Consider the following 16,224-nt stretch of genomic DNA (forward strand, 5'->3'; position numbering starts at 1 on the left):
TTAGCGCTCGCGGCGGTTAAATTTAACTTTGAGCCAGCCGCATTTTAGGCTCGCTTCAAGCATTGTCGTTTTTAAATTTCACTCTTTTATCTGCTATTGCAGCTCCTTGCGCTTATGTATCGTTTTTATCTCTATCAAATACAACTTGGATGGCGGGTTTAGATTTTACACAAAATACTCGCGCGCAACATCCTTGCTCTCAAAGGGGCTTGCGCTCAGCTCGATGCCATCTATGAGCAGGGCGTAGCTGCGCGCGGCGTCCGTTTTGGCGTATGTTAGCGCCAGCCTCGCCGCAAGCTCTCTATCCGCCTCGCTCGCGCCCCTGCTTATCAGGCTTAGCGCGCCCACGACGTCATCTTTAAATTTTATCTCGCTAAATTTTGGATTTTGCGCGGCGGCAAGCTTTTTATTGTCGCTCTCATCTCGCCCGATTATGAGCTTAGCGCCCTCAGGCAGGCGCAGATGACGCCCGAATTTTAAAATTTCAGCGTCCGCGGGCGTTTCGATCTTTTCAAATTTTACCGCATCCTTGATCCGCTCGCTGAAGCTCTGCACGGTCAGCAGACAGCCTCCCGCAGGCGTTTCGTAATCCTCAAAGCCGAACTCTGCCGCGAGCTGCATCTGTCTAGCCCGTCCGCGCCCGCTGATATCAAGCAGCGCGCCCCTATCGACCCAGCCCTTGATCTCGGGCGTCGTAGGCGGCAGCAGCTTCGCGCATAGCGGACGCAGGATCAGCCCCTCCTCATCGCCGCTAAGCCCGCCGACCTGAGCTAGAGCCTGCGCGCGTTGGCTCATCGGGCGCTGTCCGAGCACCTCGCCCGTGATGATGAAGCTCGCCCCTTCGCTTTGCAGCATCGCAAGCGCGGTCTTAAACATATATCCGTGGCAGTCGATGCATGGGTTGAAGTGCTTGCCGTAGCCGTATTTGGGCTCGAAAAGCACCTGCCGCAGATATTCGCTTCTGATATCGACGCTTTTAAAATCCGCCCCCGCAGCTGCGGCTCTGCGGCGCATGATCTCGCTCTTATCGTCCTTGCCGCCAAATCCGATATCCATATTCAGCGCGAGCACCTCGATGCCTTGCGATGTGATGAGTTTGACCGCGAGCATAGAGTCAAGCCCGCCGCTAAAGAGCGCCAATGCCTTCATTTCGTTCCTTTACTTGAGTTGATTGATCTTTTTTTGATACTCCAAGATCCGCTCTATCTTGTCGGGCGCGTCGGAGCTTTTGAGCTTTTGCATCAGATCTTGCAGGGCGTTGCGGCGTAAAATTTTGCACGCGTCGTTAAAAAGAGCCACGCCGCCTATCGGCAAAATTTCATCGTCCAGCGCGAGCGCGCGCAGATTTTCGCGGGTTTCGCTTTCGGCGTTTTGAATATTTTGGCTATTTTGAGCACTTTGAACATTTTGAGCTGCGGCTTCCATCTCGCCTTGCTTTGCGACGTTGTTTACGTCTTGCTTCTCGCCGCCGTTTGCGCCCTGCTGCGCGGAGGAGTCTTTTAAATTTATGTCACCCGCAGAGCCTTGCCTGTTAAAATTTTGCCCGCTAGAATTCACGCCGCTTTTTAAATTTACGCTCTCGCCCTGGATAATTTCTCCCGCGTCGCCCGCGGTAAAATTTTCGGAGGCGCTGTCTACATTGCCGTCCTCGCCCGCGATGAAATTTTTAAAATTCCCGCCGCTGCGAGCGAAAGCCAAAAATGCCTCGAAAATATCGCCGTGCATGCGAAAATCGCGCCGCTGTAAGCAGCCGAGCCCGAGCTGTGCCATCTCGCCATCAAGCAGCATCGATTTTATGATCTGAAGCTCCGCGATCTCCTTGCGGCGCAGTAGCAAGCGCCCGGGCCTAGCCGAAGACGCAGGCGGCGCGGAGCTTTCGTAGCGCGCCGTGTTTTGCGAAAGATTAAAATTTCCGCCGTTTAAGCCCCTGCCGTCTGCGCCGTGCCCCCCGTAAGAACCTAAATCGCGAGAGTCGAAGCTCCCGCCCTCGTTAAAATTTCGCCCCTCAAAGCCCGCGCCGAAATTTTTACCGCCGTCAGCAAGATTGAACGAAGCGGGCGAGACATTTAAAATTTGCGCCACTAGGCTCTGATAGGACTCGGCTAGCACGGGGCCGAGCGCTGCGGTAAATTCTTTAATCTCATTTAGCGCCGCTTCTTTTTGCACGGGGCGAGCGAGGTCGTATTTTTTAGCGATTCTTCGGATCAGAAACTCCCCGCTCTCCATACCGCTAGCATAAATTTGCTCTAGCTCGCGCACCTTGCCGGCCGCAATCATATCCGCGGGATCGGCACCGCCGCCGATTATAGCGACGCTTGAGTCGATCTTGTTCAGACACAAAAGCCGCGCCGATTTTATCGCCGCATTGATGCCCGCGGCGTCGCCGTCGAAGCTAAGCACGACGTTAAGCTCCGCGCGCTTTATAAGCGGCAGATGAGCGGGCGTCAGCGCCGTGCCGAGCACCGCTACGGCGTTATCGATGCCCGCTTGATGCAGCATGATGACGTCCATGTAGCCCTCGGTGATGATGAGGGTTTTTTTAGCAATCGCGCTTTTTTTCGCAAGATCGAATGCGTAGAAAATTTTAGATTTATCAAACAGCGCACACTGCGGTGAATTGACGTATTTGGCTGGGTTGCCGCTTATCGTGCGGCCGCCGAAGCCCACGAGCTTGCTTGCGTGGTTGTAGATCGGAAAGGTAATGCGCTCGATGAAGCTAGCGTAAAGCCCGCGCTCGTTTTGCTTCACCGCGCCCGCATTTAGCGCGTCTTGCGGCGGAATTTCTTCGTTTTGCAAAACTCTGATCGTCTGCGCGCTAGCTCCTGCGTAGCCAAGGCCGAATTTGCGGATGCTCTGATCGCTTAGGCCGCGATCGTGCAGGTATTTTACGGCGGTAGGATTTTGATAAAGGCAGCTTTGGTAGTAGGCGTTTAAAATCCCAAGCACCTTCTTCTCTTCGCTGCGCTCCTGGACTTTAACACCGGTGTATTGCAGCGCGAAATTATACATCCCCGCAAGCTTTTCGACCGCTTCTGGAAAGCTTATCTTTTCGTAATCTTGGATAAATTTAATTGCATTGCCGCCAGCCTTGCACGAAAAGCAGTGAAAAATTCCAAGCTTGGAGCTCACGCTCATGCTCGGGTGCGAATCGTCGTGAAATGGGCAAACGCCCACGAAATTTGCGCCGCTGCGCTTAAGCGGGACATATTTTTCTACGACGTCTACGATATCTACGGTGGCCAGCAGATTTTCTATGCTTTCGTTTTTAATCATAAGCGAAATTATACCCGCACTTTGCTATAATTGCCCTTTATTTTTGCGACGAGGTTTGATTTGGATAATTTTTTCTTAGACGATCGCGACCCGATTTTCGGGCTTATCATGCTGATAAGCATAATCTTGCTAGTGTCGATTCTAAGCTACATCTGGGGAGTTTTTTCTAAAAAAAACGAGAGGCAGAGCTTAGAGAATTTCATCAAAAAATTTGACACCCTAGACGCGCTTAGCACCGAGCACAGACAGCTTTTGGCAAGCCCGCAAATAGACAGCCCGACGCTTGGAATTTTAGCTAGCTCTTTCGTTAAAAGCGGCGACTTCGAGCGCGCGATAGAAATTTATCTAATCGCGCTGGGCAAGGCTAACGGCGGCGTGCAGAGGGAGTTTATCCTCACCAATCTCGGTATCGTATATTTCAAAGCGGGCTTTTTGGGGCGCGCCGAAGAGGTATTTTTGCAAGCGCTGAAGCTGCGCCCGAGAAACAAAGAGGCCCTTACGCATCTTACGGTGATTTATGAGCGGCTCAAGCGCTTTAATGAAGCGCTTGAGGTGCTTGACGCGCTGCGCGAACAGGACGCCGAAGTATATGCTCAAAGCCAGTTCGAGCGCGCGCAAATTATCGCAAACGACGCCAATACGCCGTTTAATAAAAAGATCTCTAAAATTTCAAAGCTAAACTTCAAAGGCGCGGGGCGGTTTTGCATGGAGCTTTTTATCAAAAACAAAGAGCCTATGGAGGGTTTCGATCGCTTCCCGCCGATTGAGCAGGCGATCGATCTGATCTATGATTTCCCTGCGGCGGTAAATACGCAGGATGCGGAGTACAATGCGCTTTTTTACGCGCTCGGAAGAAGCGATCAAAAGCCTAAGAGCGCAAGTAAAATTTTTGAGATCAACGCGCTTATGGCTATGAAAGACGCGGGCTTTGAGGACGCGGGGCTTAGCTTTAGCTACACCTGCGCGAAGTGCAAAAGCTCGGTGGGGCTCTTCTCGCACCGCTGTCCGGTCTGCTACGAGCTAGGCAGCATGGAGATCAGGGCGCAAATTTCGGAGAAAACCGGTGAAATCGGTCAAACTTTTTAGCGACGGCAGCTGTCTCGGAAACCCAGGAGCGGGCGGTTGGGCTTATATCTTGCAGTACGGCGACGCGATAAAAAAGGCAAGCGGCGCAGAAGCGATGACGACTAATAATCAAATGGAGCTAACGGCCGCTATAATGGGGCTTAGCGCGCTTAAGCAGCCCTGCCGCGTCGAGCTTTTTACCGATAGCGAGTATGTCGTTAAAGCGATAAATTCCTGGCTTGCAAAGTGGGTCGTTACCGATTTTAAGGGCAAGAAAAACGCGGATCTGTGGCGCAGATACCTTGCGGCGGCGGCGCCTCACGAGATCAAGGCCTCGTGGGTCAAGGGGCATGCGGGTCATCCGCAAAACGAGGAGTGCGACGCTATGGCTCGTGCGGCGGCGGAAGCGATAAAGGGCTGAAATTCTATGGCGAAGCTCGCGGTTACGCGGATTTAGCATGGATTTGCCCGCGTTTGCTTTGTACGCAGAGCCGCTTCGGCGTAAATTTTATCGCCCGAAGCCGGTTTTAGCACATTCGTTCACGTAATTGGACTTCGGCGCGCTTTAGCTTTAATACGCTCTACTCGTTCGCGTTTGCTCGTACTTATTTGTGCGCGAATTGGGTCCGTGGCAGACGAGCTTTGGCGGAGATTTCGTTAGCAGCGAGCAGGCTTTAGTGCAACTTATATTCTCGGCGGGTCTGTTTTTAGTGTGGATTTCATTCGCGGCAAGCGAGCTTTGACGCGGTTTGCGTTAGAATTGGCGGGCTACGTTTAAATTTTATTCGTCGCAGATCGTAGCTGGCGCGCTTCATTCGCTGCGTTGGTGCAAATTTAGCGCAGATCCCGCTCTCGTTCGTTTCGCTTGCGCAGGTTTTGTTCGCGCCAGATGCCGTTTGCGTGCGAGCCGCCGCGGATTTCGTAGAATTTTATAAAAAGGTTAATAATGCAAAATTTAGAAAAATTACAAGAAAAACTGGGCTATAAATTTAAAAATTTAACCCACCTCAAGATCGCTCTTACGCACAAAAGCGCCAAAAACGGACACAATAACGAGAGGCTGGAATTTTTAGGCGATGCGGTGATGGATCTAATCGTGGGCGAGTATCTTTTCAAAAAATTTAGCAGCGACGAGGGCGATCTGAGCAAGCTGCGCGCCGCGCTCGTGAACGAAAGCAGCTTTTCTAAATTTGCAAAATTTTTGGGCATCGGCGAGAACCTGAATATGTCGCTGTCCGAGGAGCGCAACGGCGGGCGCGAGAAGCCCTCGCTGCTTTCGGACGCCTTTGAGGCGATAATGGGCGCCGTCTATCTCGAGAGCGGGTTGCAAAACACAGCGCGCATCGCGATTGCGATTTTAGAAATTCTCTATCCGCGCATCAGCTTTAACGAGCTCGTGCGAGACTACAAAACCGCGCTGCAAGAGCTCACGCAGGCAAAATTCGGCGTCACGCCCGAATATGTTCTTTTAGGCTCGAGCGGCCCCGATCACAAGAAAAACTTCGAAATGGCGGCGCTCGTAGGCGGCAAGCGGCTATCATCCGCCGTGGGAGCTAGCAAAAAGGAAGCCGAGCAAAAATGCGCACAAATCGCGCTCGAGCTTTTACAAAACGGCGCCTCGCACGGTGCTAACGCGACAGATGGCGAACAAACGGTATGCGGCGATGATAAGCAAAGTGGCGCAAGCCGCACACAGGACGGCAAAAAAGGCTCGCGAGGCGGCGGACGAGCGCGAAGCAGCGCAAAGAGCGACCATAATGATCGAGGCGACAAAAGAAGCGACCGCGCTGGCGCATCGGACGATACGTCGGGTGCTAAAAGAAGCAATGAGCGAAACAAAAACGCCGAACAAAACGGGCGCGATACGGACAAACAAGGCGGCGGCGACCAAGGAGGCGCACTATGAATACCTTCGGCGAGAGATTGCGCCTTAGCACCTTCGGCGAGAGCCACGGCGCGGCGATCGGCGGCGTTTTGGACGGCTTTCCGGCGAGCGTGGCGATCGAGATTTCAAATATCCAAAGCGAGCTTGAGCGACGCAAGCCGGGCGGCAGATACGCTACGCCGCGCAAAGAAGCTGATGAGATCGAAATTTTAAGCGGAATTTTTGACGGTCGCAGCACCGGTGCGCCGATCGGATTTATTATCCGCAACGCAAACCAGCACTCGAAAGACTACGAAAATCTCAAGGATATTTTCCGCCCCGCACACGCCGATTTTTCGTATTTTGCCAAATACGGACTACGCGATTACCGAGGCGGCGGACGGGCAAGCGCGCGCGAAACCGCCGTGCGCGTAGCTGCGGGAGCGTTTGCGCAGATCCTGCTGGATCACTTTAAAATTTCCGTAAAAAGCGGAATCTGCGGCGTGGGCGAAATTTACGCGGAAAATTTAGACTTCGACTTTGCGCAAAACAGCGAAATTTTCGCGCTCGATCCCGCTGCGGAAGGCGCGCAGAAGGAGTTAATTCTAAGCGTCAAAAATGCGGGCGATAGTATCGGCGGCTGCGTGCTAACGCGCATTACGGGCGTGCCTGCGGGACTCGGCGAGCCGCTGTATGGTAAGCTGGACGCGACGCTTGCGGGCGCGCTGATGGGCATAAACGGCGTAAAAGCCGTGCAGATCGGCGCCGGAGTGAGGGCAAGCACGCTAAAAGGCAGCGAGAACAACGATTTCATGGGCTCTAGCAAAAATTATATCCGCACCAACGGCGGCAAGATCGGCGCGAATTTCGCAAGCAACAACGCAGGCGGAATCCTAGGCGGCATAAGTAGCGGCGCGCCTATCGAGATCACGACCCATTTTAAGCCCACTCCGAGCATTTTCATGGCGCAGCACAGCGTGGACGTGCGCGGCGCAGACGTGGTCTGCGAGCTGCGCGGGCGACACGATCCGTGTATCGCCGTGCGAGGCAGCGTCGTAGCCACCGCAATGGCGCGGCTGGCGATCGCCGATGCGCTACTGCTAAACGCGAGCGCGACGCTGGGGAATTTAAAGCGAATTTACGGCGAGGATTAAATTTAGACGAGCGCCCTTCAAATTTTGCGAAATTTCATGAAATTTCAAGGGCCGAGTGATGAAATTCCCGCGAGCGAGGCGGGCAAACTTTAAATTTACGCGGTAGGCCTATCGCGACAAGGAGAGCGAAATGAGACTTGAGCGTATCGGCGAGGATTCGGCACTGATCGCGCGCATAGAGGCGATCAACGTCGCGGCGTTCCCCGAAATCGAGCGCATCAGCATAAAAAATTTCTTAAAAATGTCGCGCAAAGGACAGCTTGAAATCGCGGCGATTTTCGAGGATTTTGGCGCCATGGGCGCTACGGGTAAACATCACGCGGCGGCGAGCAAAAATTTAAACGCGCCGAAACAAGATTTTTGCGCGGTAAAGCAAGATTGCGGCGAAACGAGCCAAAATTGCGGCTCTGCGGGTAAAAATTCCGATGCGAGCGACTGCGGCGCGGCAGAATTCGCCTCTTTGAGTTCTGAAAATCGCAGCATGGTAGGTAAAAAATCTAATGTGATGTGTGAAAAATCCAGCTTGGAAAGTAAAAATCCCAGCGCGGCGACAGGCGAAAATTCAAGCGTAGCGGCGCAAAATTTAAGCGGCGAGGAGCTCGTTGGGTTTTGCGTCTATAGGACCGAGCAAACCTACAAGCGCGCGGTTTTACACCACAAACAACCGCCGCCTCGCCTAAATGCGGATAAAATTTTAAAATCCAAAGCCCATAGCGGCGCCGAATTTGAAGGCGAAAAGGATGAAATTCCAAGCGGTAAAGCGGAATTTTCAGAAGCAAAATTTTTTAGCGTTGCAAGCGGCGAAATCGCAAGTCAAAAAACGCAGTCTCTTGGCGGCAATAAAATTTTAAACGCGAGCGCAGATAGCAAAATTTCGATCGCCGCGGACTGCTCGACTTGCGGTGCGGGCGGCAAAATTTTATCAAGCGTCAGAAGGGATGAAATTTCATTAAGCGCCGCAGGGGGCAAAATTTTGCGCTACGATGAGAGCGGAATTTCAAGCGGCGGAGAAAGCGGGATTTTTTACGTGGCTTACCTCGGCATCGATGCGAAATTTCGCGGGCTGGGGATCGGCTCAAGGCTGCTCGCGCTCATCGTCACGCAAAATCCGCGTGCGCAGATCATCCTTGACGTCGAGCCGCCGCACGAGGATGCGCCCAATCTCGCGCAGCGCCTGCGCCGCATAGAATTCTACGGCAGGCACGGCTTTCGGCGCTGCGGCAAGTTTTTCAACTACGCAGGGCTAAGCTTCGAGATCCTTGCTAAGCCGCCGCTAACGGCGCCGCAGCAGGGATTTGACGTAGCGAGCTTCGTAAAATTTATCGGCGCGGGCAATAAATTTAGATTTAAAATCACTGACGCGCCGCTATATAAAAACTAATGCAAAAGCCCGAATTTAGCCTCATCTGTGACGATACGTTTTATAGAATTTTCTCCGCCTCTATCCTTGCGTTTTTTTGCATTTTTATCTCTTTGGACATCGGCGGATCGGGGGAGCTGTTTTACACGGACAGCCCGTTACGCTCGCAGCGAGCCAAGCCTAGTCTGACGATCGTTTTTGTGTTTTTAGCGTTACTTTATCTGCGAAGCGGTAGCAAAGAGGCGGCGCGCGTGGAATTTGACGGGCTTAAAATATCCTTTCGCAGAGGGTTAGACAAATACGATCTTATGCTTGGATGCGTCGATCTGATAGAGCCGTCGCTCGGCTTCGTGCGGACGTTTCGCGTACCATTTATAAGCTACGAACGGTTTTTGAAACTGCAAGAAATTTTAAAATTCTTACTCCTTTTCGCATACGTCGCGGGCGTGTTTTTGACGATCAAATTCGGCTTTGTCGAAGCTGCGATCTATGCAGCGGCGGGCATTTTTGCGATTTTGATCGCTTCAAAGCTCGTCGTCGCGCGAAGGCTAGACGGACGAGCGGGGCTACGACTGCGCGACTGCCTGCTACTGCGCGGGAGGGACGATACGGGCGCGGCGGTATTTTTTTGCATCCGTCCCAGCCGAGCCGAGCGCGAGGCTTTACGCATATATTTTTTGAAAAATTTCAGCTACGACATTAAGGCGTGAAATTTTTCGGTTTTCAGCGTAAAATTTAGACCCGCTGGATGTCTGGATAAAGCTAAACGTAAACGAAGCGCAAAGGCGGATGCTGCGCGAGTATTTCGCGGCGAGATTGGGGCTAGGTTTCGAGCAAAATTCCACTCACGGCAATCGCAGATGAGATCGCTAGGCGCTTAAAGCAGTTATTGAAGCGGTCGCAGATAAACCGCTAGCGCCCGCTTGGCTGAGACAGCCGCCGCTCGTTACAACTCGCCGCAAGAGCCTCCGCAAATATCCCGACCTTTAAACGCACCGAAAGCGAGGCGGTGATAAAATACGAAAGCCATACCGAAAAGGAATTTTATGAGGGACTACGACAAAGAGCCGATCAAAACCATAGACAGAGCGGTTTACTTTCAAAACAATATCGTTCTTTTTCTTTCACTCGGTTGCTTATATAAAATATTCAATTTAGAAGTTACTCCGTTAAACTTAGAATTTTACACGCATTTTAGTGCCGATTTAGTTATGTTTATCGTAGTGGTCTTTTTATTGTTGCCGGCTACGCTACTTTGGCCTATTAAAAGAAAGGGCAGTCCCGCGTATTTTTTATTGGAAAATAATAAAATCAGCTATATAAATGCTTTCGACGATAAGCCCGGATCACTAAATCAGGCGTTGAATGATTTTTATTTTGTCAAGAAAGAGGAAGTAATAAAAATTTGCAATGCCTGCGATATAGATAAGGTAAGTTTTTGCATTATATCAGAGCTATATGATAGCTACGGAAGATTTCACTATTTTTCGTCATACGAGCTGTATAAAAAGTCGTCCATAGGGGTACACATAGGAAAGGTTGTATTGTTTTTATATCATACGATAAATTTCATATTGTTCATCTTGCCGTTTAAAATTTATATGCTGATAAGAGCGGATGAGCCTTTGGGCTTAATCCGCAAAAATATCGTGCTAAGGTTCAAAAATAGAAATTACTTCCTTATAAATATATATTCTAGGCGAGATCTGGATGAGATATTAGAGTATTTTAAGCAAAAAGGCGTCCAAGTTACGGATAAAGTGGTCTTTATGCCGCAGGCGCAGAATAAAGGCTTGTTTACCGATAAAAATGAAATTTGGAGCGATGATTTTAGCGATACGCAAATTCCAAAGGATACGTTTAAGCGAAAGCTTAGGCGATTTTTTAGCTTGGATTAAAGAGCGATTACGCCCGTTTCAGCGTAAAATTTAGACCCGCGGGGTAGAATTACAAAAATTTTTACACGGAGCAAACAATGAAAAATTTCTTTCTAGCCGCAATAGTTTGCGCGCTTTTTAGCGGTTGCGCATACGAAGCGCAGTTTAATCAAAACGCCGATGTGGCGCCGTTTGACGACACTATAAGTGCGACCAACGCCATGCAAAGTGCGCTCATTTACATCCCTGGCGAGCTAATGGGGACAAAAAGCTACGTCGCAAGCTCGAAGTTAGGCAGAGACGATGAGCTTAAAATCGACGTCGGCGAGTTCGTCGCAGGCGAGGCAAAGCGCTTCTTCGGCACCTACCTAAGGCGCGTAAGCGTTACCGACGACGAAAAAGCGCTGCAAGGTAAAGGGCTTGTTATCGCGCCTGAGCTTAGCTCATTCGGCTTTGGCTTTTACAGCTCCGACGGCATCGACGTTTCGGCAAAGCCCTACGTGCGCTACAATTTACGTCTAAAAATGTTTAAAAACGGAAAGCCGATCTACAACCAAAATATCGCCGTAAACGAGCGCAACTTCGGCGAGGAGGAATTCTTCGGCGGCGGTCAGGGCTCATACGCGCAGATCGGCGGGATCTTTCAAAAATCGATGGCGAATGATTACGCCGTGCACGCTAGAGAAATTTTGGACGTAATCAACGATAACTAATCGTGCTTGCGCCTTTGTGCGTGGTAAGCGGCATCTGGTCGATTATTTTTGCCTGCCGTCTTGTGGTAAAATTTGTCGCGGCGATCTTACGGCACGCGCTTGCGGATCGTCGCGCCTAAGCTCTATCTAGCGATAGGCTTTAAAGCTCTCATAGGCGCGCTTGCTTGTAAGATTTATCCCGCCTGCGACATTAAATCCTTTTGATACCTAGTTTGCCAGCGCTCTAGGCATCAAATTTAATCCCGCAAGCTGGGTTAAATTCCGTAAAATGCGTTATGAAATTAACTTGGCAGCTTATATTTAAGTGCGGCAAGCCGATAAATTCCGCACCTTGACATACCGCCTAATTCCGTATTTTAGGGCCAAATCCTGCAAATAAATTTTTCGCGTTCGCTGCTACGCTTGCATAAAATTCCATATTCGCAGCACCAAAAATTCGCCCTAAATTTAAAGCACCGATTAATATTAATTTTTATATCATTACTAAATTTTTTAAGGAGAGAATTATGAAAAAGTTTTTATTGCTTCCGTTTGCTTTCGCGGCGCTTTTTGCGGCACCAAGCTGCGATAATGTCCAGCTCAAAGCGGCTGTGGAAGGTATCAATAAGAGTGCGCCGATGCGAGTCGACGAGATTACCACATTAACGGGTGCTGAGTGCAAGGATGGCAGCTTCATCTATAACTACGAGCTAAATGACGGCATGGGGATGAAATTTGACAGTGTCGGAAATGATCAAAAAACCGTGATACAAAATGTCATAGATAGCCAAAATAAGCAAATTTTTTGCAATCAGATGAAGGTAATGCATCCATTAATAAACAGCGCGATATGGAGCTATAAGATAAAAAGTGGCGAAGAATTTATAAGGGTAGAATTTAAGCCTAGCGACTGCAAGTAGCGCTTGCGCGAGATTTAAAATTTAGCGCGGCGTGAGCCTTTGCCTGCTCGCCCGCGCAGCATCCGTTTAAAATTTATCCGCTTCGCTTTTGATTTTGCCTGCGCAAAAGTAACATGTTAAAATCTCTGCTTGACTTTTACCGCGCCGCCGCGTATAGCATGACGCGGATCAGCGTGCATTTCGCCGTCACAGAGCGCTAAACGCGCGAGTCCTTTTTAAGCCGCGATCTAATGCGTTAGGTTCTGCCAGTGGCGTTTTTCATTAAAATTTTACTATTTCACGCGGAATTATATCTGTGTAGCAGCGCAAACACCGCGTAAAGCTTTCGCGCGAAATTCTATAAGTTACGGAATTTTATTTGAAACAGCATCGTAGATTTTGAGTCAGAATTTTATGATTTATTATGCTACACTTGCTGCGATGAGATCTTGCTAAATTTTATCCGCGACCTGCTCACATAAAATTCTGCGTAAAGCATACGCTCGCTTGCGAGCTTACAGAGGCACCAGCTGCCAACGCGCCGCCACACAAACGCGGCTAATCAAATGCCTCACTTGGGTTTTAAAATTCACCGTTCGCAGCTATTTTTATCAAGCTTTAGCCGTATTGGCGGCAAGCCCTTTATTTCATAGTTTAACACCATCGTTTTGCCGAGCTCCCGCAGGCGCTGCGAAAATTCCGTGCTGCAAAAGCTGACCTTCGCCTTGGCAAACAGCATCTCTTTTAAAATTTCCGCATCACTCGCATCCAGCGCGCTAAGATCTAAATTTGGCGAGCTATTTAGCGCGTAATCGTATATGAAGCTACCCTCTTCGCATGCGGCGCTTTTTAGGGTCGTAGCATCGTCGATTCTACGCGGCGCGCCCTCGTTTATCCGCGCTAGCGCATCTCGTACCTGCTTGCTTTCGCAGAAATTTCGCTCTAGCTCGCCGCGTTTTTTCTCTGCATAAAATTCCATCGCCACATTTGCCAAAATTCCGATTCCAAAAAGCACTAGCAAAATTTTAATCGGCTTATTTAGCCGCGCACTTAAGCTTCGCGCGTCCATCAGCGCGCCTTTTTGCAGCACAGCAGCGTGTGCCCGACGCCCAGCCCGTCGTGAATTTGCGAAATTTTAAGCCCTGCGTTCTGCGCAAATTTAATCATATCGTCCGAGTGATAAATTTTGCTATTGCCGTTTGCCATCGCGGCGAAATACACGCTGATCTGCGTCATGCTATACGCGGCGGTTTCGTAGCGCTGCCTGTCCCAAAACGGCTCCAAAATATAAAGCCGCGCCTGCTCGCTCATCGACTCCGCCGCGCGCGAGAGGATGCTTACGATCTGCTCCTCTGCAAAGCAGTCCAGAAACTGACTGAGCCAGATCGCGTCAAAGCCGCGCGGAAAGCGCGTAGCAGCATCTAGCAGATCGGCCGCAAGCCCCTCTATACGCTCAGTGCCCTGCGCGCCTGCGACGGCGTCTTTCATCATCGAAATTTGCCCAGCAAGATCCATTATTGTGACGCGCACATTTCTGTCGTAACCCACGCATCGCTTAGCAAAGCGCCCCGTGTTGCCGCCTACGTCTAAAATTTTATCCGTCTTGCGCGAGAAAATGATCTTTAGCGCGGGCTCAAACGCCAAATCCGAATAAAAATGATCAAACGCGAGCCAGCTTTTGCGCACGTGCGGCGGCAGATGCGAAAGCGCCTCATAGATCGTAGCCCACTGTCCAAAAACCTTTAGTCCCTCTGGTTTGCCTGATTTTAGCGTCTCTTCGAGCCTAAATAGCCCCTCGTAGCACACGTCGTGGATGAAGTCCATATCCACGCCGACGAGCTCGTCGGTAAGCAGAAAATACCCCGCCTTGCTGAGCCTAAATTTCTCGCCGCACAGAAGCACCGTGCCGATGCTAAGCGAACTTTCCAAAAGCAGCTTTACGGCGTATTCGCTAAGCGAGAGCTTCTGCGCGATCTCACTTATGCTTAGCCCGTCACGTGCCTCATTAAGCGCGCTTAAAATTCCAAATTTTTTCATCAGCCGCGAGACTTGAAAGACCACCGGCGCAAAGGCGATCTCATTCGCCGTCCGCTGCGCCTCGCCCGCGCTTTGACGCTCGGCGCCGTAGCGGTCTAAAAGCTGTTTGGGAAGTTTCATTTTTGATCCTACTTGCGTAAATTTCGTAAAATTTTAGCAAAAAATTCTAACTTTTCTTGCGCCCGCTAAGAATTTGCGCGTATCTTAGAATTTTGCGATGAAATTTTAAAATTCCGTCTTAAAATTTATGGAATTTTAGTTAAAATCTTTCTATCAAAATTTCGCGTAAAAGCTCTGCGAAAATGTCAAATTTAGGAGAATCCTTGAAGCTTCAAATGTCCTTGATATCGGTTGCCTGCGTCGTAATCATCCTGGCTGGTCTTAAAGCCGCGCAGGCTATCGTCGTGCCATTTTTGCTAGCTATTTTCATCACGGTGCTCGTATCACCGCTGGTGCTTTATGTCCAAAAGATCCGCGTCGGGCGCGTTTTTAGCTTCCTTATCATTACCTTTGCCTTCGTGGCGATTATAGTGTTTTTCGGCGCGGTCATCTTCGATGCGATCAAGGAATTTTCAGCGCGCCTGCCCGAGCTTCAAGCAAAATTTGAAGAGGTGCTAGGAGGCGTGAGCGCAAAGCTCTCTCGATTCGGCATAGAGCTTAACGCCGCAAGCCTGGGCATCGATCCGAGCGAAGCCGCCGCACAGCTATCTGCACTACTGCGCAAAACAGGCTCGATAGTCTCGACGGGATTTTTCATTTTTATAATGGTTTCATTTATGGTCTTTGAAAGCTCCGTGATCGACGAAAAAATCCGCTATTTTTCGCAAAGTAGCCGCGCGACACACACTTTCGTGAAGAAATTTGCCTCCAGCCTCAAAAAATATCTGCTAATCAAAACTATCGCTTCAGCTTGCACCGGTGCGCTCATCGGGCTCGGGCTGTGGGCTCTTGGTGTCCCATATGCCGCGCTGTGGGGGATTTTAGCTTTCGTGCTAAATTTCATTCCTACGATAGGCTCGATCGTAGCGGTCTTTCCGACGCTTTTCGTGACGCTAGCTACGATGGATATAAGCTCTAGCATCTGGACTATCGCAATCTATTTGGTCGTAAACGTAGCGATCGGAAATATCATCGAGCCACGATTTTTAGGGCAAGGGCTCGGGCTTTCAACGATCAGTGTGCTTGCAGGGCTGCTGCTGTGGGGCTTCGTGCTTGGTATCGGCGGGTTATTTTTGGCTGTACCGCTTACGATGAGCTTGCAAATCGCGCTTGCTTCAAACGACAAAACACGCTTCATCGCGACTCTATTAAGCAACAAGGTCGAAAGATAAAGCAAAATTCCGCGGAATTTTAAAATTCTATAAATTTTAGCTTGAGCGCGCTCAAGAGTATTTTTGTCTCTTTTAGATAAAATCTGCCCAAAGGATCAAATATGACGAGCGAAAAATTTATTTACGAAGTAAACACGGTGACGAAATTTATCCAAATTTACTGCGATGGCAAGCATGCGGATGCGCCTAAAAGAGATGGTGCCGTGCTTCATGACTACAAAGACGATAAGGGGCTAGTGCAGACGCACTTTCATCTCTGTAGCGACTGCGAGCGGATGCTGCGTTACGCCTACGCGCGACTAGGCGCCTGCCCGCATACCGAAAAGCCACGCTGTCACCACTGCCCGCATCCGTGCTACGAGCGCGAAATGTGGGTAAATATGGCTAAGATGATGAAATATAGCGGCATGAAGCTTGGGCTTACGAAGATCAAAAAGCTTTTTTCGTTTAAAAAAAGCTAACTTGTGCCGGCAATTTAGCTTGAGTTTGCGGGTAAAATTTATCTTTGCAAGCTCGCTTCATCTTTATGCAAAAAAGTATAAAAAAGCAGCGTGAGAACAAGCGCAAAAAAGATATAAAATAAATCAAAATGCTAAATCTTAGCGCCTAAAATTCTACCTTGCAAACGCAAATCCTCCGCAATCCTTGATAATAAATAATTAAATTTGAGTT

The 16,224-nt window shown here is 49.9% G+C and carries 14 protein-coding genes and 1 pseudogene; 11 read left to right on the forward strand and 4 right to left on the reverse strand.

The window, feature by feature from the left end; translation table 11 throughout:
* Positions 1–165: 165 nt before the first annotated feature.
* Together Q0224_RS06740 and dnaG are read right to left on the reverse strand one after the other, a co-directional pair.
* Positions 166–1,149 carry an argininosuccinate synthase domain-containing protein gene (locus Q0224_RS06740; RefSeq protein WP_297950069.1) on the reverse strand — a complete coding sequence of 328 codons (984 nt, stop codon included), beginning with the start codon at positions 1,147–1,149 and terminating at the stop codon, positions 166–168.
* Between the two features lie 9 nt (positions 1,150–1,158).
* Entirely contained in the window at positions 1,159–3,273 is a 2,115-nt protein-coding gene (dnaG, locus tag Q0224_RS06745; RefSeq protein ID WP_297950070.1) for a DNA primase, read from the reverse strand.
* A 60-nt stretch (positions 3,274–3,333) separates the two neighbouring features.
* Here dnaG and Q0224_RS06750 point away from each other — a divergent pair, with 60 nt between their 5' ends.
* The 9 genes and pseudogenes from Q0224_RS06750 (at position 3,334) to Q0224_RS06790 (ending at position 12,205) form a co-directional block, all read left to right on the forward strand.
* The gene (locus tag Q0224_RS06750; protein WP_297950071.1) at positions 3,334–4,359 is read left to right on the forward strand and encodes a tetratricopeptide repeat protein; all 1,026 of its coding nucleotides are present in this window, start codon (positions 3,334–3,336) and stop codon (positions 4,357–4,359) included.
* Positions 4,337–4,759: a ribonuclease HI gene (gene rnhA, locus Q0224_RS06755; RefSeq protein WP_291938667.1), complete on the forward strand. Its 423-nt coding sequence runs from the start codon at positions 4,337–4,339 to the stop codon at positions 4,757–4,759. The genes Q0224_RS06750 and rnhA overlap by 23 nt, the downstream gene beginning before the upstream one ends.
* Before the next feature lie 525 nt (positions 4,760–5,284).
* A pseudogene (gene rnc, locus Q0224_RS06760) lies at positions 5,285–5,947 on the forward strand (ribonuclease III); the annotation flags it as partial.
* 293 nt (positions 5,948–6,240) lie between these two features.
* Positions 6,241–7,356, forward strand: coding sequence for a chorismate synthase (gene aroC, locus Q0224_RS06765; RefSeq protein ID WP_297950073.1), 1,116 nt, complete (start codon positions 6,241–6,243; stop codon positions 7,354–7,356).
* 130 nt (positions 7,357–7,486) lie between these two features.
* Positions 7,487–8,737 carry a GNAT family N-acetyltransferase gene (locus Q0224_RS06770; protein WP_297950075.1) on the forward strand — a complete coding sequence of 417 codons (1,251 nt, stop codon included), beginning with the start codon at positions 7,487–7,489 and terminating at the stop codon, positions 8,735–8,737.
* Entirely contained in the window at positions 8,737–9,426 is a 690-nt protein-coding gene (locus Q0224_RS06775; RefSeq protein WP_297950076.1) for a hypothetical protein, read from the forward strand. The genes Q0224_RS06770 and Q0224_RS06775 overlap by 1 nt, the downstream gene beginning before the upstream one ends.
* 336 nt (positions 9,427–9,762) lie before the next feature.
* Complete coding sequence (locus tag Q0224_RS06780; protein WP_297950077.1) at positions 9,763–10,614, forward strand: hypothetical protein; 852 nt, start codon at positions 9,763–9,765, stop codon at positions 10,612–10,614.
* A gap of 77 nt (positions 10,615–10,691) precedes the next feature.
* Positions 10,692–11,306, forward strand: coding sequence for a hypothetical protein (locus Q0224_RS06785; RefSeq protein WP_297902312.1), 615 nt, complete (start codon positions 10,692–10,694; stop codon positions 11,304–11,306).
* Positions 11,307–11,812: 506 nt separating this feature from the next.
* A complete protein-coding gene (locus tag Q0224_RS06790) occupies positions 11,813–12,205 on the forward strand; it encodes a hypothetical protein (RefSeq protein WP_295150746.1) in 393 nt (130 codons plus the stop codon).
* A gap of 568 nt (positions 12,206–12,773) precedes the next feature.
* Here the strand turns inward: Q0224_RS06790 and Q0224_RS06795 are convergent.
* Entirely contained in the window at positions 12,774–13,253 is a 480-nt protein-coding gene (locus Q0224_RS06795; protein ID WP_297950078.1) for a hypothetical protein, read from the reverse strand.
* On the reverse strand, positions 13,253–14,341 hold the full coding sequence (locus tag Q0224_RS06800) for a methyltransferase (RefSeq protein WP_297950079.1): 1,089 nt from the start codon (positions 14,339–14,341) through the stop codon (positions 13,253–13,255). Before Q0224_RS06800 ends, Q0224_RS06795 begins: the two co-directional genes overlap by 1 nt.
* A 203-nt stretch (positions 14,342–14,544) precedes the next feature.
* On the opposite strand from Q0224_RS06800, the gene Q0224_RS06805 reads away from it, so the two are divergent.
* Positions 14,545–15,552: an AI-2E family transporter gene (locus Q0224_RS06805; RefSeq protein WP_297950080.1), complete on the forward strand. Its 1,008-nt coding sequence runs from the start codon at positions 14,545–14,547 to the stop codon at positions 15,550–15,552.
* A 101-nt stretch (positions 15,553–15,653) separates the two neighbouring features.
* Positions 15,654–16,013 (forward strand): nitrous oxide-stimulated promoter family protein, encoded by a 360-nt coding sequence (locus Q0224_RS06810; protein ID WP_297950081.1) that lies wholly within the window; start codon positions 15,654–15,656, stop codon positions 16,011–16,013.
* The last annotated feature ends 211 nt before the right edge of the window (positions 16,014–16,224 follow it).

It is taken from the genome of uncultured Campylobacter sp. (assembly GCF_938002845.1).
Classification (GTDB): domain Bacteria; phylum Campylobacterota; class Campylobacteria; order Campylobacterales; family Campylobacteraceae; genus Campylobacter_B.

What these genes read in the sequence shown, in the direction of transcription:
- Q0224_RS06740 (WP_297950069.1), bottom strand. Translation starts at nt 1,149, where the DNA reads ATGAAGGCATTGGCGCTCTTTAGCGGCGGGCTTGACTCTATGCTCGCG.
- dnaG (WP_297950070.1), bottom strand. Translation starts at nt 3,273, where the DNA reads ATGATTAAAAACGAAAGCATAGAAAATCTGCTGGCCACCGTAGATATC.
- aroC (WP_297950073.1), top strand. Translation starts at nt 6,241, where the DNA reads ATGAATACCTTCGGCGAGAGATTGCGCCTTAGCACCTTCGGCGAGAGC.
- Q0224_RS06770 (WP_297950075.1), top strand. Translation starts at nt 7,487, where the DNA reads ATGAGACTTGAGCGTATCGGCGAGGATTCGGCACTGATCGCGCGCATA.
- Q0224_RS06775 (WP_297950076.1), top strand. Translation starts at nt 8,737, where the DNA reads ATGCAAAAGCCCGAATTTAGCCTCATCTGTGACGATACGTTTTATAGA.
- Q0224_RS06780 (WP_297950077.1), top strand. Translation starts at nt 9,763, where the DNA reads ATGAGGGACTACGACAAAGAGCCGATCAAAACCATAGACAGAGCGGTT.
- Q0224_RS06785 (WP_297902312.1), top strand. Translation starts at nt 10,692, where the DNA reads ATGAAAAATTTCTTTCTAGCCGCAATAGTTTGCGCGCTTTTTAGCGGT.
- Q0224_RS06790 (WP_295150746.1), top strand. Translation starts at nt 11,813, where the DNA reads ATGAAAAAGTTTTTATTGCTTCCGTTTGCTTTCGCGGCGCTTTTTGCG.
- Q0224_RS06795 (WP_297950078.1), bottom strand. Translation starts at nt 13,253, where the DNA reads ATGGACGCGCGAAGCTTAAGTGCGCGGCTAAATAAGCCGATTAAAATT.
- Q0224_RS06800 (WP_297950079.1), bottom strand. Translation starts at nt 14,341, where the DNA reads ATGAAACTTCCCAAACAGCTTTTAGACCGCTACGGCGCCGAGCGTCAA.
- Q0224_RS06810 (WP_297950081.1), top strand. Translation starts at nt 15,654, where the DNA reads ATGACGAGCGAAAAATTTATTTACGAAGTAAACACGGTGACGAAATTT.